The organism is Limnobaculum zhutongyuii (assembly GCF_004295645.1).
In the GTDB taxonomy this organism is placed as follows: Bacteria; Pseudomonadota; Gammaproteobacteria; order Enterobacterales; family Enterobacteriaceae; genus Limnobaculum; species Limnobaculum zhutongyuii.
On the sequence record NZ_CP034752.1, the window covers coordinates 861,777 to 883,995 of the forward strand.

The 22,219-nt window shown below is 45.7% G+C and carries 19 protein-coding genes and 1 pseudogene; 16 read left to right on the plus strand and 4 right to left on the minus strand.

Annotated features, from left to right (window positions below; all coding sequences use genetic code 11):
* Window positions 1-28: 28 nt before the first annotated feature.
* The gene (locus EKN56_RS03460; RefSeq protein WP_246019956.1) at window positions 29-634 is read left to right on the plus strand and encodes a YdcF family protein; all 606 of its coding nucleotides are present in this window, start codon (window positions 29-31) and stop codon (window positions 632-634) included.
* A gap of 43 nt (window positions 635-677) precedes the next feature.
* Here EKN56_RS03460 and EKN56_RS03465 read toward each other — a convergent pair whose 3' ends face one another.
* Window positions 678-1,037 (minus strand): MmcQ/YjbR family DNA-binding protein, encoded by a 360-nt coding sequence (locus EKN56_RS03465; protein WP_130590533.1) that lies wholly within the window; start codon window positions 1,035-1,037, stop codon window positions 678-680.
* Between the two features lie 236 nt (window positions 1,038-1,273).
* Between EKN56_RS03465 and EKN56_RS03470 the strand changes: the two are divergent.
* Window positions 1,274-1,498 (plus strand): annotated as a pseudogene (locus EKN56_RS03470) (IS200/IS605 family transposase); the annotation flags it as partial.
* A gap of 45 nt (window positions 1,499-1,543) precedes the next feature.
* On the opposite strand, the gene EKN56_RS03475 reads toward EKN56_RS03470, so the two are convergent.
* Together EKN56_RS03475 and dcuC are read right to left on the minus strand one after the other, a co-directional pair.
* Window positions 1,544-1,903, minus strand: a complete 360-nt coding sequence (locus EKN56_RS03475; RefSeq protein WP_130590534.1) for a hypothetical protein — start codon at window positions 1,901-1,903, stop codon at window positions 1,544-1,546.
* Window positions 1,904-2,108: 205 nt separating this feature from the next.
* Window positions 2,109-3,479: a C4-dicarboxylate transporter DcuC gene (gene dcuC / locus EKN56_RS03480; RefSeq protein WP_130590535.1), complete on the minus strand. Its 1,371-nt coding sequence runs from the start codon at window positions 3,477-3,479 to the stop codon at window positions 2,109-2,111.
* A gap of 309 nt (window positions 3,480-3,788) precedes the next feature.
* Here dcuC and EKN56_RS03485 point away from each other — a divergent pair, with 309 nt between their 5' ends.
* On the plus strand, window positions 3,789-4,676 hold the full coding sequence (locus EKN56_RS03485; RefSeq protein WP_130590536.1) for a MurR/RpiR family transcriptional regulator: 888 nt from the start codon (window positions 3,789-3,791) through the stop codon (window positions 4,674-4,676).
* A gap of 47 nt (window positions 4,677-4,723) precedes the next feature.
* On the opposite strand, the gene EKN56_RS03490 is transcribed toward EKN56_RS03485, so the two are convergent.
* Window positions 4,724-6,091 (minus strand): class-II fumarase/aspartase family protein, encoded by a 1,368-nt coding sequence (locus tag EKN56_RS03490; protein WP_130590537.1) that lies wholly within the window; start codon window positions 6,089-6,091, stop codon window positions 4,724-4,726.
* A 301-nt stretch (window positions 6,092-6,392) separates the two neighbouring features.
* On the opposite strand from EKN56_RS03490, the gene EKN56_RS03495 reads away from it, so the two are divergent.
* From EKN56_RS03495 to EKN56_RS03550, 13 genes are all read left to right on the plus strand, one after another.
* Window positions 6,393-6,836 (plus strand): hypothetical protein, encoded by a 444-nt coding sequence (locus EKN56_RS03495; protein ID WP_210405329.1) that lies wholly within the window; start codon window positions 6,393-6,395, stop codon window positions 6,834-6,836.
* 79 nt (window positions 6,837-6,915) lie between these two features.
* Window positions 6,916-7,791, plus strand: coding sequence for a hypothetical protein (locus tag EKN56_RS03500; protein WP_130590538.1), 876 nt, complete (start codon window positions 6,916-6,918; stop codon window positions 7,789-7,791).
* A gap of 311 nt (window positions 7,792-8,102) precedes the next feature.
* Window positions 8,103-10,259: a TonB-dependent receptor plug domain-containing protein gene (locus EKN56_RS03505; protein WP_130590539.1), complete on the plus strand. Its 2,157-nt coding sequence runs from the start codon at window positions 8,103-8,105 to the stop codon at window positions 10,257-10,259.
* Window positions 10,259-11,104: a heme/hemin ABC transporter substrate-binding protein gene (locus EKN56_RS03510; RefSeq protein WP_130590540.1), complete on the plus strand. Its 846-nt coding sequence runs from the start codon at window positions 10,259-10,261 to the stop codon at window positions 11,102-11,104. Before EKN56_RS03505 ends, EKN56_RS03510 begins: the two co-directional genes overlap by 1 nt.
* A gap of 85 nt (window positions 11,105-11,189) precedes the next feature.
* On the plus strand, window positions 11,190-12,506 hold the full coding sequence (gene hutW, locus EKN56_RS03515) for a heme anaerobic degradation radical SAM methyltransferase ChuW/HutW (protein ID WP_130590541.1): 1,317 nt from the start codon (window positions 11,190-11,192) through the stop codon (window positions 12,504-12,506).
* Window positions 12,507-12,535: 29 nt separating this feature from the next.
* Entirely contained in the window at window positions 12,536-13,030 is a 495-nt protein-coding gene (gene hutX / locus EKN56_RS03520) for a heme utilization cystosolic carrier protein HutX (protein WP_130590542.1), read from the plus strand.
* Entirely contained in the window at window positions 13,027-13,659 is a 633-nt protein-coding gene (locus EKN56_RS03525; RefSeq protein WP_130590543.1) for an SDR family oxidoreductase, read from the plus strand. The genes hutX and EKN56_RS03525 overlap by 4 nt, the downstream gene beginning before the upstream one ends.
* 52 nt (window positions 13,660-13,711) lie before the next feature.
* On the plus strand, window positions 13,712-14,722 hold the full coding sequence (locus EKN56_RS03530; protein WP_210405330.1) for a FecCD family ABC transporter permease: 1,011 nt from the start codon (window positions 13,712-13,714) through the stop codon (window positions 14,720-14,722).
* Window positions 14,715-15,485, plus strand: coding sequence for a heme ABC transporter ATP-binding protein (locus tag EKN56_RS03535; protein ID WP_130590544.1), 771 nt, complete (start codon window positions 14,715-14,717; stop codon window positions 15,483-15,485). The genes EKN56_RS03530 and EKN56_RS03535 overlap by 8 nt, the downstream gene beginning before the upstream one ends.
* A gap of 458 nt (window positions 15,486-15,943) precedes the next feature.
* On the plus strand, window positions 15,944-19,384 hold the full coding sequence (locus EKN56_RS03540) for an AAA domain-containing protein (RefSeq protein ID WP_168189597.1): 3,441 nt from the start codon (window positions 15,944-15,946) through the stop codon (window positions 19,382-19,384).
* Window positions 19,385-19,400: 16 nt separating this feature from the next.
* The gene (locus EKN56_RS21435) at window positions 19,401-19,535 is read left to right on the plus strand and encodes a hypothetical protein (protein ID WP_260676954.1); all 135 of its coding nucleotides are present in this window, start codon (window positions 19,401-19,403) and stop codon (window positions 19,533-19,535) included.
* A 53-nt stretch (window positions 19,536-19,588) separates the two neighbouring features.
* Entirely contained in the window at window positions 19,589-20,128 is a 540-nt protein-coding gene (locus tag EKN56_RS03545) for a DUF2058 domain-containing protein (RefSeq protein ID WP_130590546.1), read from the plus strand.
* A gap of 145 nt (window positions 20,129-20,273) precedes the next feature.
* On the plus strand, window positions 20,274-22,070 hold the full coding sequence (locus tag EKN56_RS03550; RefSeq protein ID WP_130590547.1) for an AAA family ATPase: 1,797 nt from the start codon (window positions 20,274-20,276) through the stop codon (window positions 22,068-22,070).
* Window positions 22,071-22,219 lie beyond the last annotated feature (149 nt).

Genomic DNA, 22,219 nt, shown 5'->3' on the forward strand with positions numbered 1-22,219 from the left:
AAAAGCAGCTTTTTAATGGATGAAAAAGATGGCAAATATAAAAACTAAACAGCATCGACTCCCCAAATACCTTATCCTTTTTCTGTTTATGACAGCCTTTCTGTATGCCCTGATAAACGCCATGACTATCTGGAACTACAGCGATAAAGATGAACGAACCACCGCTGATGTCGCCATTGTGCTTGGTGCCGGTTTATCGGATGGAAAAGTGACGCCGGTATTTCAGCAGCGGATTAATCACGGCATATTCTTGTATCAACATGGATATGTGAAGAAACTGATTTTTACCGGTGGATATGGCGAAGGGAATCAACATTCTGATGCCTGGGTGGCGAAGCAATATGCCGAACAGCATGGAGTACCGCCGCAGGATATCTTATACGAAGAAACCTCGACCATCACTCAGGGAAATATACGTTACGCTAAAGTGATTATGGATAATCAGCAGTATCAAAGCGCCATTATTGTCAGCGATCCTCTGCATATGAAAAGGGCCATGCTGATTGCCGAAGATGCAGGTATTAACACCTATAGTTCACCAACGCCCACCAGCATGTATGTCAGCGTTAAAAACAAGCTGGCGTTTTTAGCCAGAGAGACCTTTTTCTATTCGCTGTACAAAATTCATGGGTAGCGGCGCTTTTATTTTGCCGCTACCTCATCAAGCCTTCCATCAGTTACGGCTGTATGCCCAACATCTTCTGGGTTTTCTTTGGTAACCCTTGCACAACCAGAAGATAGGAGTGATCGATGCTTTCTTCAATCATTTCCATGGACAAAGCGCCATCCAGAAACAGGGTGTTCCACAGCCGTTTATTTAAGTAATAGCCGGGAATAATATCGGGAAAGGTTTGGCGCAAAATATCAGAACGATCCGGATCGCTTTTTAACGAGATGATGGGTCGACCGTTAAGCTCACCTAATAAAGCAAACATCTTATCGCAGACACAAACGCGGTCGGCTTCCCATTCGGCTTTATAGTCATGTACCGCACCAAGTTTTGTCAGACAGTAAGGGATTAAGTCTTTGCTATTCATTCTATTTTTCCCATTTAAGCGGATAACGTCTGTTCCATCTTACCTAATCCAACACAATAAGAAATATTAAATGCAAAAGCCCCGCATTGACGGTGTGGGGCTTTGTTGTATCCAGAAGAATCCGAGCCAGACTGGGGTTCCATAAAATTCTCAGCTATAAACCCCTTTTGATTTGTTAAAACACCTTGCGGTCTGGCAACGGCAAAAAGTTAAACCAGAAATCAAAATGGCGCCCAATGGGGGATGAAAAGAGCCTGATCAATACCCAATGGAACTGTAAATATCACATAGTATTTGCACTTGAATATCGGGGACAGGCTTTCTACGGGGGAAAAACGTAGAGCCTATAAATAGGCTTGTAGAAATCCCGCTAAAGATGACGGTGTCAGGCTTTATAGGATATCTGAAAGGAAAGAAGTAGCCTGATGCATTATGAGCAGCCAGGTTTTTTATATGAAAATATTATCTATTTTAAGCCAGAACGATAATTGGGAAGCCAAAGCCATCTAATGTGGATGTTTAACATAGATGATGCGTAACAGCGTTCCCACAATGATACCGCTTAAAATTCCCATCGGTATGAAGTAGATAGTGAGGGGGATAGCGGAAAGAGCACCTAACGCACCGGATAAAACCACAGCCAGCCAACTGGCCTTTATTTTGGGATTAATAATAAATTCCATCAGTAGACTATAGATAATCGACTGGATACCAAAAAGTATATAGCCTAATCCAAGCAGACCGAGAATATCAGGGAGGCTGGGAAAATACTCTGATGGTGAAAACAATACAGCTTCCAGAATAAAATAGCAGTTGGCAACCAGTACCGGTAATATTATCCCTAACGCTAAACGGATAGCTTTCATGCTGTCTTGTCCTTGAGGCGGCATAGTTTAAGTTTAAAGATCTAAACCTTCAGGCCATTATGGCTGTATACCCGGCATCTTTTGGTTTTCCTAGCTAGTCCTTGTACCAACAACAGATATGGATAGTCAATGCTTTCCTCAATCATCTCCATGAACAAAGCCCCGCATTGACCGTGCGGGGCTTTGTTCCGATCATGTTATCGATTTAGAACAGCAGATAGTTAGTCACCAGCATTGCCACGATACCGCCCAGTGCCGGAATCAATGTTCGTCTTACAATCATAAACGGAGAGCATTCCCCCGCCTTACTGACGGCAATAATGATACCTGCAACCGGGGAAATAGAACGTCCCATACCGGCCATTAACTGCATTGGTAGAATCATATACACCGCATCAGCACCAAACTTGCTGGCGATTGACGGTGCCAGACCGGAGAAGGAGAAGAACGCGGCAACGCCAGAACCGGTCAGCACAGCGGTAACACCCACTAATAACGTCATGACAATCGTCATGCTGGTGAAACCAAAGCCTGCGTTTTGCACTGATTCAAGCAGATAATCGATAGCCCCGATTTGCTGCATCCCTTGGGCATAGATATCGGCACAAACCAGCAGGGATACGATACTGGTGAACATACCGCCCATGCCTTTGAAGAAGACCTGTACCCCTTTACAGCAAGCGCGGAAGTCACGTTTAACGATCAGCTCACAGACAAAGGCCAGCATGGTACCGACGATCATCGCGGTAACCACATCAATCTTGATGGTATCAATCACTAACGGGCTGAATATCAGTACCAGTGCAACCGGGAAAATAGGCAGAAGGGCATAAAATGTTGGTGCTGCATCCTCTTCCTGAACGTTTGTTTTACTGACGTCCTGAATCACTACGGTGTGGCCATCTTTTTTATCGTAGTATTTTGCCGTGAAATAAATCAGGATGGATACCACCAGCATAACCGCAATAGCCACCGGCATTTGGTAGTGGGCAAAATAGACAGCGGTTTCCATACCGGCATGTTTTGCCGCCAGGTTTGCCGTTCCAACGGCCGGACCGAGGTCCATAAAGGCACACAGACCAATCATGGCTGCTGCTGCCGCTTTACTCACGCCTAAACGCACCAACACCGGGAAGAAGGTAACCAATAACAGCATGGCTAACCCGGCGGCGCTTGAAATTGCCACGTGCAACATCTGAGCACAAATATAGCCCAGAGCCAGAATCAGGTAAGGGGCTTTGATGACCTGCAAAGGACGGATACAAATATTGACCATGGCGTTTGACGCTTTGATATGGTCCATATAGCTGGCGAAACCGCCTGCCGCCATAATGATCAAACCAATGCCGGCGACCTGAGTAGACAGCGAACCTTTAGCAAAGGCAAAAATATCCAGCCAGGTTGAGCCGGTCGTGGTCGCTTTTCCGTATAAAATGCTTTTTTCCGGATGAAGAATCACGGTAATTGTCAGTAAAGCCAGACCAGCCAGCAACAGCACGGTTTGAGGTTGGTAATTCTTAATAATTAACCATGCGGCAATGATAGTAATCGCTATGGCGATTATAAATGCAGTCATGTGGTGTATCCTTTTATTTGTTTTTCCGGGTAGAAAAACCTACTGTTTAATAACATCGCGCTTAAGAAAATCTGGTGGCAACAAATGGTGTTGCATGCCGGCTTGTCAGGCGGTCATAGTAGAAGTAAGGCGCTGATGACTGTATGAGAAAATGCTTTTCTCACAATAAATTGTGCGCAGGATCGCATAACACCAAAGCAGTGATAACAACGCTTAACTGCAATAATTATGGCTTTGGTCACAGCGAAGGTTTTTTTGGTAACATCATTAATACTGGCGAGTCGGTTGTCATGCTCCGGGGCAAAACGAATGAACAATAACAACGCGTTGACATTAGAAGATTATATTTCTCAAACAGCACAATTGCATTCACTGACAGAGTCAGAGCATCGGCTGGATAACTATATTCAGGCGCATTTTAATGAATTGCCATTTCATGGCATTGTGGATTTGGCCCGCAATGCCATGGTGAGTAAGGCAACCGTTGGGCGCTTTTTAAATAAGCTCGGGTATACCGGGTATTCTGCCTTTCGTCGGGTGCTGGAAAATACGTTGTCTCAACAAAATCTGATCCCGCCGTTCGAACTGGCATCAAGAGCTCAGGGAAAAGTCACTGCAACCACGGCGGATATTGTCTCTGAGTTCAATAAAAACGTGACGATGCTGTTTGAAAACTTCAAGAACAATATTGATATTGAAAGTCTGGATGAGTTTATCGAACTCATCCTGAATACCGAGCGCCATATCTATGTTATTGGGCCTGCGTCGTCTCATGCTATGGCGAAACATTTTTCTACTCTGGTTAAATATTTTCGCGATCGGGTAACGCTGCTGTCGGTTGATACCGGCGATTTACCTAAAGCCTTATTGAATATATCGAGTCAGGATGTACTGATTGTGTTCTCCTATTATCGCTTTAATCGGGTGGTGATTAGAGTCACCGAATGGTTCCGCAAAAAAGAGGCGGTAGTGGTACTGATCACTAATTCGGAATCCAATCCCTACGGTAAATTCAGCAACCTGCAATTTGTCTTGCCCAGTGATACACAATCAGTATTTAAAAGCCGAATCATTGGCTTCTTCTTTGTGGAGCTAGTGCTGCATCTGGCGTATGAGAAAGGCGAAGGCGAGGGTAATTTCGAACAGTTAGAAGAGCTGTTTACCTTCTTTGAAACCTTTTCACCGCTGCCGAAATAAGTCATTCTCCCGCCCCGGAGAATATACCGGGGCGGGTTTTCTGTCTGTCAGCGGTTGGCATTTCTTACCGAATCAAAAAATGCCACCGTTTCATCAATCAATGCATCATTGCATCCCAGATAAGAGGATGGATCGCAGGCGGCGATAATTTCTGTTTCCGTTAACGTCTCACGAATAAGGTCACAATTGAGTGCCAGTTGCTGTAGGTTTTGCGAGCCATCAGCCTCTTTCAATAGCTTTTTCATGATGTTATAGCCCCGATCGCGGCCAATCTTCTCTGCCAGTTTCATCGATACCGATTCCGACATAATGAAATTTTTGGAGGCGCTGAAGTTGTCCCGCATCTTTTGTTTATCGACGACTAAATGCGTTATCAGACGACAGGCGCGTTCAAGACTGGTAGAGAGGGTTAATGCTGATTCAGGTATCAGACTCCAGTTCAGCACGCGCATTGACGCGGCGCGTACATCTTGTTGGTCTAACAAATTGGTTGCACCGGAGGCATAGGTCCAGCCCATACGGGACAGCGTTTGTATCATATTGCTGGCGCGAGGGTTGGTTTTATGCGGCATAGTACTGGAACCTCCGCCCCCTTCACCTTCTCTGACTTCTGCGATGGAGGCTCGCCCCATGGTTTCAACATCATTGGCTATCCGACATAGGGTACCGTGTACCAGGGCGAAAAATTGTACCACCTGCACCACATTATCCTGACTGGCATTCATCATGCCAATGGGCGTGGATAGGCCCAGCGCCGTCATCAGGTTTTTACGTGTTTCCATACCATGATGACCAACGGATGCCAGATTTCCTACCGCACCACCAAACAGACCAGTAATCGCGCCGGGATAGAGAGCATCCAGACGCTGAATATGGCGGCTTAATTCGCTTAAATAGCTGCTCACCTGTAATCCCCAGGTGGTCGCGGAGGCATCCATGGAGTTGGTTCTGGCGACCATCACGGTGGTTTTGTGTTCCAGCGTCATACTTTTCAGCGCATCACCCAGTGCGATAAGCTGGCTGCGTACTAATTGCAGCGTTTGCTTCATACGCATGGCCAGTGCAGAATCCAGCAGATCCTGAGTGGTACATCCCCAGTGCAGGTACTTTTTCACTAATGGTGTACCAGCATCGGTGATTTGGTCCACCAGCGGTTTGATAGCCATACCAACGGAACGGGTTTCTGTCGCCAGTCGAGGCCAGTCTACGTTAAGAGAACCGCAGGTCGCCGCGATCTCTTCGGCGGCCTGCACAGGAATAATATCCAGTTCAGCCTGCACACGGGCCACGCTGGTTTCAAACTCCAGCCAGCAACGAATGAGGTTTTCATCGGACCAAATCTGTTTCATTTCTGGCTGGGTAAACAGAGATGAATACAGCTCTGAATCAAAGACTGAACTATGGCTGCCTCGCATTATTGACTCCTGTGTAGCTCTGGATGAACGATAATCCGTACATCATTGACGTTTGTTTCCGTATTAATTAATAGCGGAAAGTCTGGTCCAATTAACCGGTCATAAAAATGAGAATCTGAGTTTCCCTTGTTTCGCTGGCAGATTATTAATAAAAGTGTGATGGATATAACACAAGCCATTTAACCTCTATCAGGCAGTCTGAAGGGGGTGTCATTTCACGCTTTATTCGTTGAACGCCATGAAACCAAAAGAATAGGGTAATATGAGTTTTGCTCCAATCTGTCCAATAAGGAGAACCACAATGATAAAAAAAATGAGCTGTTTATTGATGTTACTATTTGTCTGTTTTGGTGGTGTGGCGCAGGCTGCCAGCTGTATCTCCATTAATGATAAAGACCAGCGTGCTTACTGTAATGCCAAACAGGGCAATGGTAGTTGTATCTCAATTAATAACGCAGATCTGAAGGCTCAATGTTATGCGGAAAAAGGGCAGGGTAGCTGTATATCGATTAAAGACAGGGATCAGCGGGCTTATTGCAATGCCAGAAAAAATAATAGTAGCTGCATAACCATTAATGATTCGGATTTAAGAGCGCAGTGCAACGCTGAGTTAAAGCAGAGCAGTTGCATAACGATTAAAGATAAGGATCAGCGAGCGTATTGCAATGCTAAAAAGGGGCAGGGCAGTTGCATTGCTATCAATAACGCCGACCTGAAAGCGCGCTGCTATGCGGAGAAGAAGTAATATCATTACCTGAATCTGAAGCATTTACATTAAGCTATGTTTGGTACTCGTCAGGGATTTGGCTCAAAGGATTGTTGGTATGAAATTCAGCTATTCGACCCGCTTTAAAAGCTCCATCAAAGTATTATTTCTGTTGTGTGTGGCGCTGCTGACACCGATCCAATTTTTCTTTATCTCGGCATTATTTATGCTGGATAAGCTTCGTCCGCCTTTGTTGTGGCTGTTGTTAATTTTAGGCTGTGTTGTTTTGCTGTCTGTTCCCATTCTTGCTCTTTGGCACGGTTACCGAAAATTAGCGGGTGAAAGGTTTAGCCTTATTGTTACCAATCAGGGAATTGAATTTAATTTTTTTGAAATCGGTAAACCGTTTTGTGCGTCGTGGAGTGAGATCGAGGCCATAGAGAGAAAGGATAAATCGATCCGAATTATTCCTTACGCCTTGCCCGGCAGGAAAAAGAAACCACTGAACCTGTTTGACCAGTTTAATTACGCGTTAGATCAAATCTATGAAACGCTTTTGCAGGCAAAACAGGGGAAATTAAGGGAAGAGCCGGTTGAATCTTTCCGAAAAATTACCAATCTGGCCTATCAAAAAAGAACCATGTTTTATCATTATTCGGTGATTGCCATTACCTTTCTGCTGTTGGCCAGCCTGATGATGACAGAACTGGTTTTAAAGTTGGGTGGATATTCCTGGATCTTTACCGGTTTGATTGTTGTGCTGATGCTCTCTTTTATCATATCGGCCCGATTTGATAGCAAAACCTTTACTGAGCTTACACTCGATGATTCACATCTTATTATTGAGTGTGTGGCTTTTAGAAATATGCGCAGAAAACGCTTTGCCAATATCACCATCCCGATTGCCGATATTGATATTTTTAATACAGATAACAGGATGCTGGTGATTAAAACTAAAAGTGAAAATTACAGCTTTACCCCCCGTCGAATTTAGTAAAACGGATTGGCTTTATTTGCAGGATAATTTGTTCAATAGAATATAATTTTGCAATACATTGATTAATATATTGAATTATCCACCCGTTGATTTTGGTGGGGATCTATAACATTCAGTCCATGCCTTAATTAGGATTAACATGGCTCAGCCAAAAGTTTGATCAACATCTCAATTCCTTGATGCAACCCACTAATTTTGTTGATGTAAGTCAATCATGTATTTGAACGGTACCTTTTCGTATAGACTTAATTGCAAATGCTAACGTAAACTAGAATGATAATAACAATCATTCTTATTAAGGTTTTGGCATGGCATTACGCACAAGGAACGGGTACTTTTTACTCTCCTCTTTAACGCTTCTGGTTATTCAAAGCGCAACCGCTGCAACACCTTCGACTTCCGGTTCATCTATTGCGGAAGAAAAAAATGAATTAGTCGTGACCGCGACGCGTTCAGAAACTTCGTTGTGGAACAGTCCGGCAACAATTCAGGTCATTAATAGCGAACAGTTAGAAAAATCCACACGTTTATCTCTGGCTGATGAATTGCAGGATATTCCTGGTGTTGAAGTGACCGATAATGCCTTAGCGGGACGCAAACAAATTCGTATTCGTGGAGAGGCCTCCTCACGAGTACTGATTCTGATTGATGGACAGGAAGTGACCTATCAACGGGCAGGGCAGAACTTTGGTCCGGGTATTCTGATTGATGACTCCTCTCTGGAGCGTATCGAAGTGGTGAAAGGCCCCTATTCGGTGCTCTACGGTTCGCAAGCCATTGGCGGAGTAGTGAACTTCATCACCCGTAAGGGGGGCGACAGTCCGATTGGCGGCACGGTGAAAGCGGTTTATGACTCGGCCACGAAAGGCTGGCGTGAATCGGCCAACCTTCAGGGCAGTCTGGGTAACTTTGACTATCGGGTTAACGGCAGCTACGCCGATCACGGCGATCGTGACACGCCGGACGGGCGCTTACCGGATACCGGATTTGAAAATAACAGTCAGGGTGTGTGGTTAGGCTATACGCTGGATAAACATAAATTCGGCCTGTCTCTGGATCGCTACAAGTTATCCACTCAAACCTATCTGGATGATGACGCTTACGAGGAGTTCAGCGTTGCCATTCCTAAACTGGAACGTGAGAAGGTCGGGCTATTTTATGACTTCGCAGTCGACGGTGAATATCTGAAGAGCATTCATCTTGATGGCTACACTCAGAAACTTGAGCGCGACTTTAAAAATAAAGTGAAAGTGGTGACTCCAAGCGGTAGCCCGATGATTGGTGATTTAAGCGTTGCCAACCAGACCCGTACTGAAGATGAACAAAAAACTTATGGTATGACGTTACAGTCAAATTTCTCACTTTCTGAGAATAACCGTCTGGTGCTAGGGGCACAGTATCAGCAGGATAAAGTCACTCAGGAATCGGTAGGCAAAACCGAATCCAGCAGCTCCAGAGGTTTTCCGGCAGCGGTGAACTATAGCAAAAATACGCAGGCTAACAGTAAGTCTGAGCAAACCAACTGGTCGATATTTGGGCAAGATGAATGGAAGCTGAGTGACAACTGGACATGGACGCTGGGAGCCCGTCAGTACTGGCTGGAATCGGAACTGAAAAGCGGCAATGAAAGCGCTTCTCATACTATTTCAGGCAACAGCTTTACCACTCTGGATAGCCGTTCAGTCAGTGATAGCGCCTTTGTTACCTCAACCAGCCTGCGCTATTCCGGTTTTGACAATACTGAATTAAGAATGGCATTTGCTCAGGGCTATGTATTCCCGACGGTTGCCCAGCTGTTTATGGATACCTCAGCCGGTGGCGGCATGACCTACGGCAATCAAAATCTGGATGCCGAGCACTCCAATAACTTCGAAGTTGGCGCTCGTTATAACGGCAATATGTGGTATGTGGATGGCGCAATCTATTACTCAGAAGCCAAAGACTATATCGCTTCTATCGCCTGTTCAGGCCAAAGTATTTGTAAGGGCAACACCAGTTCGGCCCGCGCCGATTACTACTATTACGACAATGTCGACAGGGCCAAAACTTACGGCATGGAGCTGTCTGCTGAATATAACGGCTGGTCGGTTTCGCCCTATGCCAGCGGTAATATTCTGCGCCGTCAGTTCATTGGACAGGATATGAAAACCTGGGATACCGGTGAACCAGGCGTGACCGGGCGTTTTGGCGTTAAGTATCAGTTGCCACTGAGCGCACTGGATCTGACCTCCGATCTGTATATTCGCGCGGCGTCAAAAGCCACCGACAATACCGGTACCACCACCCAAAAATACCCGGGCTGGGCCACGCTCAATCTGGCATTTAACAGTGAGTTTGGTCCTGAAAATCAATATCAGGTAAACCTTGAGCTGAATAACCTCACCGATAAGCGCTATCAAACGGCACATGAATCTATTCCGGCTGCGGGAATTAATGCCGCCGTCGGCCTGACGTGGAAATTCTGATGATGATAATCAAACGACTGATTACCGCTGTTTTTGCCCTGTTTCTTTGTGGTCAGGTTGCCGCAGAGCAGCGGTTAGTGGTTGCCGGAGGCTCTCTGTCGGAACTGGTGTATGCCATCGGTGCGGGTAGTGAGGTGGTGGGTGTTGATCAAACCACTTTTTATCCACCCGAGACCAGGCAGCTACCGCAAATTGGCTACTGGAAAGAGCTAAACGTGGAGGGAATCCTTTCTCTGCGTCCTGACACTTTTATTACCTGGAGCGATGCCGGACCTAAATTGGTTCTGGAGCAGTTAACTCACCATAAAGTGAAAGTGATTAACTTGCCCCGCACCCCGACCACCATTGAACGTATGTACCAGAATATTCGTATGTTGTCCGGCGAACTAAAACGGACGCAACAGGGGGAGGCGCTCATTAATGGTATTCAAAGCCGTTTAGAGGCCGTCGCCAAAAGTAATGCTCAGCAAAAGCAGCCGGTTCGGGTGATGTTCCTGTTGTCTGTTGGCAGTAATTCCCCTCAGGTCGCAGGTGCAGGGAGTGTGGCTGAAGCCGTACTGAAACTGGCCGGAGGTACCAATGTTGCCACTCATGAACAGTATAAGGCCTACAGCGGTGAAGCTATTGTTGCCGCTAACCCGGAGGTGATTGTGGTCACTTCCCAGAGCATGGCATCAGATGTTCAAAAAAAGAAACTCGGAAACGTAGCCGGAATCGCCCACACGGCAGCCTGGAAAAACCAGCGCATTATCGAAGTGGATCAGTCGTTGATTCTGGGTATGGGGCCACGAATTGTTGAAGCTGTCGAGCAGCTACATCAACAGCTTTATCCAAATAACCCTTAGCTTTTTACTTACGCTGGCGATGGGTTAGTCAGTATTAACTAACCTGTCGTCGGTACAACTTAAAATAACCGTGAAAGACGCTACAATGAAATTGCCACAGCCGGATTTTACTCCTCATTTTGCCCTGTCGGGTTCTCAACCCTTTCGTGACCGCCGCGCCATGATGCCCTGGCGTAGCGCAATGCCTGTTCCAAAGGAGCAGCAGGCTGCGGCCTGGAATACGCTGGTGAACACCATCACGCCACCACGCAAAAGATTGATCTACCTTCATATCCCGTTTTGTGCCACCCACTGTAGCTTCTGTGGCTTTTATCAAAACCGATACGATGAAGATCACTGCACTAAATATACCGATGCGCTGTTGCGTGAAATTGAGATGGAGGCGGACAGCCCTCTGCATCAATCAGCTCCGATACATGCCATCTATTTTGGTGGCGGTACGCCATCAGCACTGGCGGCTAAAGATTTAGCACGCATTATCACCACCCTGCGTCAGCGTCTGCCGCTGGCACCCGACTGCGAAATTACCATTGAGGGGCGAATGCTCAATTTTGATGATGAGCGCATTGACGCTTGTCTGGATGCGGGGGCAAATCGCTTCTCCATTGGGATTCAAACCTTTAACAGTGAAATTCGCAAACGCATGGCGCGTACCTCCGATGGTCAGGAAGCCAGACGGTTTATGGAAGGTCTGTGCCGACGGGATCGCGCCGCCGTGGTCTGTGATTTGCTGTTTGGTTTACCGGGACAGGATACGCAAAGCTGGGCGGAAGATTTAGTCACAGTGCGTGATATCGGCCTCGATGGCGTCGATCTGTATGCGTTAAACCTGTTGCCGAATACCACCTTAGGCAAAGCGGTGGAAAACAATCGTATCACCGTCCCAACACCGGCGGAGCGACGTGACTTCTACCTTCAGGGCTGTGATTTCATGGATCAGAATGGCTGGCACAGCATCAGTAACAGCCACTGGGGGCGCACTACCCGGGAACGGAATCTGTATAACTTGCTGATCAAGCGCGGGGCGGACTGTCTGGCCTTTGGCTCCGGCGGCGGTGGTTCAGTGAATGGTCACTCCTGGATGGTAGAACGCAACCTCGATAGCTATTTTCAGGGTATCGAAAACGGTGCCAAGCCACTCATGATGATGACGCAAAGCACAGATACCCAATATCAATGGCGGCACGACCTGCAGGCCGGTATTGAAGTGGGACGGGTGCCGCTGGACTCCCTGACGCCACAGGCTGAGGTTTTATTACCGCTACTGGAACAGTGGCATCAGTCTGGTCTGTCGTTGGATAGCTCCACCTGCCTGCGACTGACCAATGAAGGTCGGTTCTGGGCTAGCAATTTACTGCAATCCTTGCAGGAACTGATTTTAGAACTTAACGCGAAGCAATAATTGACTGGCAATATCAATAAGGAATGAGCATGAACGCTGGATTACATGAACTAATGAAAACCAATCCTGATGGCACGCTGGAAGCTATCGCAGGCCAATTTAATACCACGTTGCTGGACGTGATTGAGCATTTACCGGTGCGTACGCTGGTGAGCGGTGACCAGTTTGATACGGTGTGGGATGCCGCCGTTGAGTGGGGCAAAGTGACCACGTTAGTACATACCTCTGATGTGATTCTGGAGTTTACCGGTGAGTTGCCATCGGGTTTTCACCGTCATGGTTATTTCAACCTGCGCGGTAAGCAAGGGATGACCGGACACATCAAAGCGGAAAACTGCAAACATATTGCGTTAATTGAGCGTCAGTTTATGGGAATGGACACCGCCTCTATTCTGTTCCTGAATGAGGCTGGTAGCGCGATGTTTAAAATTTTCCTCGGTCGTGATGAGCATCGTCAACTGCTGACAGATCAAGTAGTGGCATTCCGCGCGCTGGCTGCTCAGCTGGGGAAGGTGCCAGCGTGAAGCCCTGGTTAATTTTTGGTGCCGGTGGAAATGGGGTTGGCGCTTGCGTACTCGAGCTGGCGCTTGCCGGGGGGCATCCGGTAGTGGCATTAGTGCGTAAGCCGGATGCGGCTCAGCGCCTGCGGGATATGGGCGTAACGGTTATTGAAGGGGATGCCAGCGATCCACATGCCGTTGAGCAAGCCTGTCTGACTGCCGGAGAATCCGCGGCGATTATCTCCACCCTTGGTGGATCACAGGACTATCTGGCTCATCGTATTATTGTCGACACCGCTGAAAAATGCGGATTGTCACAAATGGTGATGGTGACCTCATTAGGCTGTGGCGATAGCTGGCCAACGCTATCCCTACGGGCGAGAGCAGCGTTCGGGCAGGCGGTGCGTGAGAAATCATTAGCTGAAATCTGGTTACAAACCAGTTCGCTGGATTTTGCCATTGTACGCCCCGGCGGTTTGCTGAATGGTACTGCAACCGGTTTGGCTCAGCTTTATCAGCATCAGGAAGTCCATGGTTTTGTCTACCGTAGCGATGTGGCGAAGGTGGTTCAGCAACTGTTAGCGGGAGCCGCTCTGAACAATCAAACCTACAGCTTAGTGCAACCGGAATTAACTCCGGCAACCAATCAATAAAAATACCGCGCCGTTATGGCGCGGAACGTCTTGTATGTCATGGAGATATTGAGTGATGAATGATTCACTCTCTTCTCCCCAGTTTTTCTGGGGATTGGTGGTTTTTCTTATTGTATTAACACTGTGTGCAGCCAATCTGGGGGCCATTAACCTGACGTTTGCCGCACTATGGGATGCGGAGTTAAAAGAGTATTACCGGGACATCTGGCTGAATATTCGTTTACCCAGAGTATTGCTGGCAGTTCTGGTCGGTTCGGCGCTGGCGATGGCCGGCGTCGTGATGCAGGGGTTATTCCGCAATCCAATGGCAGATCCTGCTTTGTTAGGGGTAAGCAGCGGTTCTGCACTCATGGTTGGCATCGTTATTGTCTTCCCGGTGGCATTACCGGCGATACTGGTACTGTATGAACAGATATTTTTTGCCGTTCTTGGCAGCTTTTTTATCTGTCTGGTGATTTTCTTCTTAAGTGGCGATTCCGGCCAGAATGGCATGATGTATCTGTTATTGGCCGGTATTGCCATTAATGCTTTGTGTGGTGCAGGCATCGGTATATTGGGCTATGTCGGTGATGAGCAGCAACTACGCCAGCTGACGTTATGGATGCTGGGAAGCTTGGGTCAGGCCCAGTGGTCAACGCTGGCAATCGCCTCCTCATTAGTTATCCCTGCCATGGCGTTGACCTGGTATCACGCGCACACCCTGAACTTGTTGCAATTGGGGGATGAAGAGGCCCATTACTTAGGGGTGAATGTAAAACGTAAACGGCAGGTTCTGCTGATCCTCTGCTCGTTACTGGTTGGTGCTACTGTGGCAATCAGCGGCATTATTGGATTTATTGGCTTAGTTATTCCTCATTTGGTTCGTATGACCATTGGTGCCAATCACCGTTGGTTACTGCCATGCTCTGCGTTAGGTGGAGCCTGTTTACTTCTGCTGGCGGATACGCTGGCGCGCACGTTGGTACAACCGGCTGAAATGCCGGTGGGCCTGCTTACCAGTTTGATTGGCGGTCCTTATTTCTTATGGTTAATCCTACGCACCCGGAGGTCGCTACGTGATTGAAGCTCAAAATCTGGTGTATAGCGTTCAGCACCGTAAACTGACGGATAACGTTTCTTTGACCCTGCCAGGGGGCGAAATTGTCGCGATCCTTGGCCCAAACGGTGCAGGCAAATCAACGTTGTTACGACAGTTGACCGGTTATCTGCAACCCACTGCGGGGCAGTGCCTGCTGTTTGGTAAACCGCTGAAACAGTGGTCTGTGAAAGAACTGGCAAAAGCGCGGGCGGTGATGCGGCAAAATTCCGCCATGACCTTTCCTTTTAGCGTGCAGGAAGTGATTGAAATGGGCTTCCTCTCTCAGAAAGGGCCGGAACGAGACGAATCACTGGCGCAGATTATGGCGTTGTGTTGCTGTGAAAATCTGGCAAAGCGTAACTATTCTCAGCTTTCCGGCGGTGAACAGCAGCGAGTACAACTGGCGCGTTTACTGGCTCAATTGTGGCAAAACCGGGATAACCCCAAGTGGCTGTTTTTGGATGAGCCTACCTCTGCGCTGGATGTTCACTACCAGCAACAGCTGTTTCGGCTGCTGAAAAAGCTGGTGAAAGAAGATAACTTTAACGTCTGCTGCGTATTACACGATTTGAATCTGGCCTCTCTGTACGTCGACCGTATGATCCTGTTGGATCAGGGGCGAATCATTGCCAATGGCACGCCGGATGAAGTACTGAATGAATCGATGCTGAGTGACTTGTATCATGCGGATTTACGGGTTTCTACCCATCCGGATGCTTGTGCGCCGTTAGTGTTTTTACGCTGTTAGCTACGAATCAGATGATGATGCTACTCTTGTGGCTTAAATTGGTATGGTTAACGGTCTGTCAGGCAATAATTACTTTAATAGACTAAAGTATAAAAAAGATTTTACAGGTGATATTTAAACACGAAATGGAGTCAGAATTTACAGCCATTTTCTTTATATGAGAACAGAAGATAATTGACCTCTGTTTGACTGTATTCAATGTGTATTAATTGGCGGTGTGGTTAGTGTTTAAATTAATTATTCTCTGGCGGAGAAATTAAAAATCACTTTGCAAAAATACGCCGAAGCTTTATCTCTCTGTTATTGTAATGGGCAATAAATATTGCGTTATACATTGCCTGTTATCTAATTCATTTCTGCCGTAAAGGTTGATATTAGAATGTCAGGCGGTTTGCCGCATATTAAAATCAAACAAATGGCAGTTCTGTAGAAGAGAGCCAGAGCAAGGGATGACAGGCATGAATTCAACCAAAACAGGGCAATGGTTGCGGTATTGGCGTAATTCTTTAGCGGACGCTGAAAGTGGTAAAGGTGCATTAACGTCAAAAGAACTTCATACCTATTTATCTGTCCCTGTGGATTCGTTGAAAAATGGTTATCTGGATAAAGACAGTGATGTACTTGAATCTCTGTTTAACAATGAAGCAGAAAATGTATCGCTGGTTAAAGTAGTCTATCGGCCGACGGCATATAAACTTAAATTTGAACATGGGAAAAAATATAGCGGTTCTTTTCCTGAAATCTTGACGCCGGTTATTTGTATATTTTGGGTAAGTCGTGACGGTTTCTTTTTGCCCGAATCATCGCCTGTTATTCCCCGCGATCTGTTATCTCCTCAGCATGATGATAAATTAACCCTTTCATCCGTCAGAGAGATGGATAAATTTTTAGATCAACATGAACTGCTGGTGTTTTCAGAACAAGAAGCCATAGCACTGTTTAAAAGCGCTAAAAGCCATAAAGAGCTGGAATCTTATTGGACGCAGTATCTCTATTTTACCCGCAGTTTATTTATTGAGTTATGTAACGACCAGGTACTTCGTGAACGTTATGAAAATAAGAAAGATAAAGGGTATCTGATTAAGAGTGATGATGTCAGTAATGGTACCCGCAATATACTGAAGCTCTATGACTGGCTGGATGGCTGTCAGGAACCGCTCCCGCTGCTGGATAATTATGCTTTAGGTTGCTGTACAACTTATCAACCCTGTGTCGATGCGCTGTCCGCCATATCATTACGCAGCGGTCATTCAAATTCAAAATTCCCTCTGGCGGATGCGCAACGTGATGCATTAGCTCAGGTGCTGACCATGCCGGAAGGGGATATTCTGGCCGTCAATGGGCCGCCGGGAACCGGAAAAACCACCTTTGTCTTATCGGTTGTCGCCTCTATGTGGGTTGATGCCGCGCTTAAACAGCAAGAGCCCCCTTTGATTATTGCGGCCTCTACCAATAATCAGGCTGTCACCAATATCATTGAAGCATTCGGTAAAGACTTTGAAGAAAATAGCGATCCTTTTAGTGGTCGTTGGTTATCCGATATTAATAGTTACGGTGGCTATTTCCCGGCTTCCAGTCTGGAGAACAAAGCGGCTAAACATTACCAGACGGCGGCCTTTTACCGCTCGTTAGAAGACCCTGAATATATCGACCGTGCAGAATCAGAGTTTTTGCTGAAGGCTCAACGCGTATTTGGCGATAATCAGCTGGACAGCGTGCTTAAGATACAACAGCGTCTGCATACCGAACTAAACCATCATCATCAACAGCTTAATAGCATACAGCACGCCTGGCAGGCACTGAAGCAGGCTGAAAAGCATTGTTATGACGCGATGGGAAGCGATGCGGAATTGGCTAAAGCCGCAAAGCAGGTTGAACTGCTGATTATGAAGCAGGAATGCGATCTGATTAGTCACGATCTTCTGCAGTGGAAACAGTTCTGTGCCGATGAGTCGATACTGTTGACTCTGCTAAATGTATTGCCGCCAATAGCAAGAAAACGTCAGCTTCAACGAGAGCTTTTTATTGAGCAACGTTTAAGTGCAATAGCGCGTCAGATTATTGATACCACGGAAAATATCAACCCGGAAACTGCGTTATCTCAATGGATAGCGGCTCAACAGCAAACCATTATTCAGACCGAAGCCTTACTGGATAGCTGGGACAGCCTGCTGGAGAAAAGAAATAGCGCAGAACGATGCTGGTTTAATCTGGCATCGGGATTTATTTCCTCAGCGGATACCACTCAAACGCTGGATGAGCTTGATAAAGCACTGGATGTCTCATTGCGCTTTAAATTATTTCAACTTGCCGTGCATTATTGGGAGGCGCGTTGGTTGCTTGATTGTCGGGCACTGGAACATGAACTGCTTAAGCTAAGCCAGACGGGTAAAGAAAAGACCGGGTTAAAATCGGTTCGTCCTCGTTGGTATCGGCGAATGAAGCTTACGCCGTGCATTGTTTCTACGCTTCACTCTCTGCCCGGGTGCATGACCTTTAGTGTGTACGAGGGGGAGAAGGAATATAGCCAAAGCTATTTAGTTAATGAAATCGATCTACTGATTATTGATGAGGCAGGGCAAGTTGCTCCCGATACCGCAGCGGCATCATTTTCGCTGGCAAAACGGGCATTAGTGATTGGAGATATACATCAAATCAAGCCGGTGAGTAATCAATCGCGGGCGGTTGATGTGGGCAACATGATGCAGCACCAATTGTTTTCTCACCGCGATGAGTATAACGAGCTCTGCCTGAGGGGGCGTTCAGTGGTGGATGGTAGCGTGATGCGAATTGCACAATCTGCCAGTCGGTATCGTTATTTAGACGAAACGGAACCGGGAATGTTTCTTCGGGAACATCGTCGTTGTTTTGATGAGATTATCTCCTTCTGTAACGATCTTTGTTATCAGGGATTGCTTCTTCCAAAGCGCGGAAAATACCGCGTATCAAGTGATAATCAACTAACACTCCCCGCCTTTGGCTATTTGCATATTGATGGTATGGCTGAATCGCCTATGGGAGGAAGCCGTATCAATCGGCTTGAAGCCGCGACGGTTGCCGGTTGGCTGGCGGCAAAACGTAGCGAGTTAGAAACGACGTATGGCGCAAAATTAGAGGATATTGTTGGTGTTATTACTCCCTTTAAAGCGCAGGAGAGATTAATTGCCGAGTTGTGCGAGGCCGCGGGGATAAAGGTTGGGCGAGGCGAAGGGGAAATGACCATCGGCACGGTGCATGCGCTACAGGGTGCCGAAAGGAAAGTGGTGATCTTTTCTGCTGTCTATTCCCGCCACAACGATGGCAGTTTTATTGATAATGACTCCTCTATGTTGAATGTTGCGGTATCCCGGGCCAAAGACAGTTTTCTGGTGTTTGGTGATATGGATGTTATTTCTTCGGCCGGTAGAGGAACGCCAAGGCATCTGCTGGGGAAGTATCTGTTTAGTTGTGAACAGAATGAACTGAGTTTCTCTATTGGCTCCCGCCCTGATTTAATGAAGTTATGTCCGAAACCAACATTAATTAATGGCTCTGAAGAGCACGATCCTTTCTTTCTCAATTTGCTGAGTATGGTGCACAAGCGAGTAGATATGGTCTCACCTTGGCTGGTGCTTGCTCGCCTGACGGATTCCGGATTCCTTCAACACATGCAGGCAGCGGTAACGCGAGGTATTGAGGTAAATATTTATACTGACTATTACTTTAATGCTTTCGATAACAATCAATACCATGCTGAAAAAGATCAAGCATTTAAGCAGTGTTGTGAAGCATTGCGTAATAGCGGCGTTCAGGTTTATGTCATGAATCGGGTGCATAGCAAGATTGTGATGGCTGATGAGCAGGTGATGTGCGTTGGTTCCTATAACTGGGGGGAGCGCTATGCGTCAGGGGCGATATAAAAACATGGAGACCTCTATGTTGTATAGCGGAGATTTAAAGCAGGAAATTCAGATACAGCTAGAGGCGTTGCAGGTGCGGGTCAGGAAGGCTTATGGGGTGGATAAAGTGACGGTTGGGGCTCGGGCGGTAGAGGAAGAGGGGATGATGTAAGAGTTGGTTACAGGTATAATCCCACAAATTTTTCAATTGGTTTAGAAACGAAGATGACAAAACTCACCCTACAAGAGCAGCTGTTAAAAGCGGGATTAGTAAACAGCAAAAAGATGGCCAAAGTTCAACGAACGGCTAAAAAATCACGGGTTCAGGCGCGTGAAGCAAGAGAAGCGGTAGAAGAAAATAAAAAGGCGCAGCTTGAGCGTGATAAGCAGCTAAGCGAACAACAAAAACAGGCTGCATTATCTAAAGAGTATAAAGCTCAGGTGAAACAGCTTATTGAAATGAACAGAATCAACATTTCAAAAGGCGATATTGATTTTAACTTCACCGATGACAATGTCATTAAAAGAGTGACGGTGGATAAGCTGACTCAGACGCAGTTGATTAGCGGTCGTCTGGCAATTGCGCGTTTGGTGGTTGATGGCAACGGTGAGAATCAATATGCGATTATTCCTGCGAGTGTGGCGGATAAGATTGCACAGCGGGATGCGGATAGTATTGTGCTGAATAGTGCGCTTAGTCAGGAAGAGTTGGATGAGGAAGATCCGTATGCTGATTTTAAGGTGCCGGATGATTTGATGTGGTGATTTGGGGTTTATTGGTGGTTGTGGAGGAAAACTCCTTTGTTTTTTTATTAGGATGTTGTTTCTATATGACTGCAACAGCAAGAATGTATACGCCTTCTCTCAATTTTGAAAACATAATGTCAGCCCATACACTTTGGTAAAAAAGATGAAAGTCTCAATCAATAAAAAATATAAATCCATTCCGGCGGATGTATCGTTCGATCTTCCAAATTTTTGTATAATTACTGGAAAAAATGGAAGTGGAAAAAGTCATCTGCTTGAGGCTATGTCAGATATAAAAATTTCAACCATTACAGACTCGAACATCCCAATAAATAAAATTCAACTAATTGGATTTGGTGGCCTTAATCCTAAAATTGACGAAACATGTGAACCCCATCAGATTACACAAAATACAAAAAACTGGTGGATGCAGATTCAACAATATCAAACTAGTTTAAAACAAGCTCAAAACATGGGGGAAACGTTTTCTGATCCGATTACACAATTTCTGCCTAGAGTAACGGGAAATAATGAATCTATACTAAAGGTAGTTAGGGGCATTATTAGCAAGACATCAAAACCTTTTGAGGCCCTGACCGAGGATGATGTCTACTTCAATATTAATTTGGCAGATGCTACTCCAGGTACAATCTTTGCTTCACAATTAGCTCTCGTATTCAAAACCTACCATACTAGATACATAAAGAATGAATTTAATAGATTTCGAAATGCAAGAAATAAAACAAATATTTCAACATTAACCGATGAGCAGTTCTTCAATATATATGGACCAAAACCATGGTGTTTAGTAAATGAAATACTTGCAAAAGCGGACCTCTCTTATGAAGTAGTCAGTCCTGAAGAGATTGATATAGACTCAGCATATAAACTACATTTAATAGATAAATCTAATGGAACTGAGATATCTGCAAACGATTTATCGACGGGTGAGAAAGTGCTAATGTCACTTGCTCTAGCGATATATAACACTCAGGAGTCATCCGGAAAACCAGATTTGCTAATTTTGGATGAACCAGATGCCCCACTTCATCCTCAATATTCAAAACTTTTGATTGATACTCTGAAAGATGTAGTGGTAGAAAAGGCTGATGTTCGCGTTATTCTAACAACACATTCGCCTTCCACTGCGGCAATGTGCCCCAACAATTCGCTGTTTGAAATGAACAGAGAAACAAAGCTTCCGGAGATGATTAGTACAAATCGTGGTATTGAGGTTCTTACAGATGGAATACCTCACCTCAAAGTGTCACTCGATAATCGGCGACAAATATTTGTGGAAAGTAAATATGACGTATTATATTTTCAGCGCCTCTTTCAGATCGTTCATCGTTCAGATCCTATGGACTATCAACCAATCTTTTTAGAACCACATAGTGGCACCTCGAATTGTTCAGATGTCGAATCAATTGTTACAAGGCTGAGTGAAGCTGGAAATGATGTTGTAAGAGGAATCGTCGACTGGGATGGTATAAGAAAAGAAAAATATCCTGTATATATTTTAGGGAAAGGTCGAAGGTATTCAATTGAAAACTATCTCCTCGATCCACTTTATGTTGCATTTGCACTTGTTCGTGCGGGAAAGAAAAAGCTAGTAGACTTTTCTGTAAGCGATTTGGATACCAACATTGAAATAAGTAAGATCACAGAAGGAGATGCTCAAAATATTTCAAATAATCTCATTTCTATTACAGGGATAAAACTTGAAAAAATTGTTTCATGCGTCCTGCAAAACGGGTGGTCGATTCTTCTTCCTGAAGAGTTTCTTCGTATGCGTGGACATGACTGGGAAACACTTTTGCTCAAAAAAATTCCAGAACTAAATGCCATATCAAATAGAAATGGAGATTCAGGATTAAAACTTGGAGTATTACAAGTGATTGAAGAGTTTCCTCAGTTTTTATCAATGGATATCCGTGAAACTTTTATATCAATAAAATAAAACATATCTGACTTAATGAATTTTCTTCATTTTTGAAACTTTGAGGAATTAATTCTTTAAACGGTACTTTTAGTATCTAACATGGCTGGGAATTTCAGTTAAGTTGAGTATTATATCCATTTTTCGCTCTTATTCGACAACCAAATTAA

Bases quoted from the DNA above. Each gene is read 5' to 3' on its own strand.
- EKN56_RS21435 (WP_260676954.1), top strand. From the start codon at position 19,401: ATGTTGTATAGCGGAGATTTAAAGCAGGAAATTCAGATACAGCTAGAG.
- EKN56_RS03460 (WP_246019956.1), top strand. From the start codon at position 29: ATGGCAAATATAAAAACTAAACAGCATCGACTCCCCAAATACCTTATC.
- EKN56_RS03465 (WP_130590533.1), bottom strand. From the start codon at position 1,037: ATGAATAGCAAAGACTTAATCCCTTACTGTCTGACAAAACTTGGTGCG.
- EKN56_RS03550 (WP_130590547.1), top strand. From the start codon at position 20,274: ATGAAAGTCTCAATCAATAAAAAATATAAATCCATTCCGGCGGATGTA.
- EKN56_RS03510 (WP_130590540.1), top strand. From the start codon at position 10,259: ATGATGATAATCAAACGACTGATTACCGCTGTTTTTGCCCTGTTTCTT.
- hutX (WP_130590542.1), top strand. From the start codon at position 12,536: ATGAACGCTGGATTACATGAACTAATGAAAACCAATCCTGATGGCACG.
- EKN56_RS03495 (WP_210405329.1), top strand. From the start codon at position 6,393: ATGATAAAAAAAATGAGCTGTTTATTGATGTTACTATTTGTCTGTTTT.
- EKN56_RS03540 (WP_168189597.1), top strand. From the start codon at position 15,944: ATGAATTCAACCAAAACAGGGCAATGGTTGCGGTATTGGCGTAATTCT.
- dcuC (WP_130590535.1), bottom strand. From the start codon at position 3,479: ATGACTGCATTTATAATCGCCATAGCGATTACTATCATTGCCGCATGG.
- hutW (WP_130590541.1), top strand. From the start codon at position 11,190: ATGAAATTGCCACAGCCGGATTTTACTCCTCATTTTGCCCTGTCGGGT.
- EKN56_RS03490 (WP_130590537.1), bottom strand. From the start codon at position 6,091: ATGCGAGGCAGCCATAGTTCAGTCTTTGATTCAGAGCTGTATTCATCT.
- EKN56_RS03500 (WP_130590538.1), top strand. From the start codon at position 6,916: ATGAAATTCAGCTATTCGACCCGCTTTAAAAGCTCCATCAAAGTATTA.
- EKN56_RS03545 (WP_130590546.1), top strand. From the start codon at position 19,589: ATGACAAAACTCACCCTACAAGAGCAGCTGTTAAAAGCGGGATTAGTA.
- EKN56_RS03475 (WP_130590534.1), bottom strand. From the start codon at position 1,903: ATGAAAGCTATCCGTTTAGCGTTAGGGATAATATTACCGGTACTGGTT.
- EKN56_RS03505 (WP_130590539.1), top strand. From the start codon at position 8,103: ATGGCATTACGCACAAGGAACGGGTACTTTTTACTCTCCTCTTTAACG.
- EKN56_RS03485 (WP_130590536.1), top strand. From the start codon at position 3,789: ATGAACAATAACAACGCGTTGACATTAGAAGATTATATTTCTCAAACA.